At 68.4% G+C, this 2,633-nt stretch carries 1 protein-coding gene; it reads right to left on the bottom strand.

The window, feature by feature from the left end; genetic code table 11:
- The coding region (locus RJ05_RS26170) for a condensation domain-containing protein (RefSeq protein ID WP_036541938.1) at window positions 1–2,633 on the bottom strand (2,633 nt) is incomplete at both ends.

Below are 2,633 nucleotides of genomic sequence, written 5' to 3'. Positions count from 1 at the left end.
CGATCGCGCAGAACGCCACGACCTGGTGGATCGAACGGCGCATCGCCACGGCGACGCCGTCCTCCGGCCCGATGCCCCGCTCGATCAGCCAGCGCGCCAATCGGTGCACTCGGTCGTGCAGCTGCTGGTAGGTCAGCGATTCGGAACCGCAGACCACCGCCACCGCACCCGGCGTTTCCCGCGCCCGCTGCCAGATCGGCGCTGTCAACCGGTGTTCGCCGACCGGGCGCGAGTCTCCGGACGACCACTCGCGCAACGACAGCCGGTCGGCGGGGCCGACGAGGTCGAGTGCACCGACCGCGGTGTCCGGCCGGGTCGCGACCTGGTGCAGCAGATGCAGGTAGGTGTCGAGGAATCGCCGGACGGTCGATTCGTCGAACAGATCTGTCGCGTAGGTGAAGCGAATCGCGATAGGGCCGGGGCTGCCGTCGTCTTTCCTGGTGTCGACCACCGCGATATGCAGGTCCGTTTTGGAGGTGCGCGTATCGACCTCGAACGCCGAGAACCGCACCTCGGACAAGTCGAGTTTCGCTTCGGCGAAGTTCTGGAATGCGAAACCCACCTGATAGAGGGGATGGCGGCCCGGCGACCGGATCGGGCCGACGGCGTCGACGACCTGTTCGAACGGCACATCCGAATGCGCGAAATTGATCAGGTCTCGTTCGCGCGTGCGGTCCAGCAGCGACGTGAATCGTTCGCCCGGATCGATGCGGGTGCGGGAAACGGTGGTGTTGACGAACATTCCGACCACATCGTCGAGTGCGGGTTCGGCGCGATTGGTCATCGGTACGCCGATCGCGATATCGGTCGACCCGGACAACCGCCCGAGCATCACCGCCAGCGCTGTTCGCATCACCATGAACACCGTCGCGCGGTGCCGGCGGGCGACAGCGATCAAGTCGCGATGCAGCTCGGCCTCCGCTATGCGCTGCACGGCAGAGCCCTTCAGCGACGCCACCGCCGGTCGCGGCCGGTCCGCCGGCAGATCGAGGCCTTCGGGCAGGCCGTCGAGTTCCTGTGTCCAATAGGACAGTTGGCGGGCCAGCAGCGACTCGGGATCATCGCGGGAGCCGAGCAGATCCTGATGCCACAACGCGTAGTCGGCGTACTGCACCGGCAGTGTGCGCCAGGCCGGAGCCGTGCCGGCGCACCGGGCCGCGTAGGCCGCGGTGATATCGCGCGCGAGCGGGGCCAGTGACGATCCATCCGCACAGATGTGGTGCATGGCGCAGACCAGTACGTATCCGTCGTCGGCACGCAACAGCGCGACCCGGACCGGAGTCTGGGTGGCGACATCGAAGCCCCGCCACAGCAACTGCTGGACTCGCTCGGCGACCTGTGCCGAGGATGCGCCGGCCGCGATGTCGGCGACCCGCAGGTGCAGGCCTGCCTCATCGGGTGAGAGCACCTGCTGGAACGGGCCCGTCGCGTCGGCGGGATACCTGGTCCGTAGAGATTCATGGCGGGCGACGACGTCGGCGAACGCCGCCCGCAACGCCGGCACGTCCAGCTCACCGGACAGCGCCAGCGCGAATCCCAGGTTGTCGACTGCCGAGTCGGTGTCGAACTGGTTGCGCAGCCAGAAACGCACTTGGGCGGGCGAGAGGGGAATGCGCTGCGGGCGCTGACTCGCGCGCAACGGCGGACGAGGCACGTCGAACACCTGTGTTCGCAACGCTTTCGCCAGGGTCGCCACCGTCGGGTGATCGAAAAGCAGCCGTGGCGGGATCCGAGTACCCCAGGCATCGCTCAACAGGGCGGTGACCTGGGTGGCCAGCAGCGAGTTGCCGCCGGCGATGAAGAAGTCGGTCTCGGCTCCGATGCGCCGGCCCAGCACCCGCGCGAAGGCGTCGGCGACCAGATCCTCGCCCACACCGGAAGCCGCCCGATAACCGGATACGGCGGTCGCTTCGGCGCGCAGCGCCGCTCGGTCGGCTTTACCGGACGGCGTCGTCGGTATCGCGTCGACCAGGCGAATCGTGTTCGGCAGCAGATGCCGCGGCAACCGCTCGGCCAACGCTTCCGACAGCCATGCGGTCTCGAGAACGCGACCGGGGTCCGGCTGCACGAACGCCGCGAGGACCGCCTCGCCGGAGGCCGAGCGGACATCCACGGCCACCGCGTGGCGTACCCCGTCGAGGCCGGCCAGAGTGGCGTCGATCTCGCCGAGTTCGATACGCGCGCCGCGGATCTGGATCTGATCGTCGATCCGGCCGAGATACTCGAATTCGCCCGAGGCGGTCCGTCGCACGAGATCGCCGGTGCGGTACATCCTTTCGCCCGGGCCACGGTAGGGATCGGGGACGAATCGCTGTGCCGTCAGCGCTCGGCGATCGTGGTATCCGCGAGCCACCGATGGTCCGGAGACGTAGAGCTCGCCGATCGCGCCTTCGCCGACCAGCCGCAGACGCGAATCGAGGACATAGCAGCGTGTGCTGCCGATTGCCGAACCGATGCTGACGGGCTCGTCGGGGGTCAGTGGACCACTCATGGTGACGGCGACCGTGGTCTCGGTGGGGCCGTAGGCGTTGTGGAACCGACGGCCGGCACCGGCCCATTCGCGGACCAGGCTCGCGGGGCAGGCCTCACCGCCGACGACGACAACGCGCAGCGAGTCCAGTCCGGCGGGATCG

It is taken from the genome of Nocardia cyriacigeorgica NBRC 100375 (assembly GCF_000308555.1).
Lineage (GTDB): Bacteria > Actinomycetota > Actinomycetes > Mycobacteriales > Mycobacteriaceae > Nocardia > Nocardia cyriacigeorgica.
Note: the sequence above shows the minus strand (reverse complement) of the source record. Positions and strands in the feature narration are given on the sequence as shown.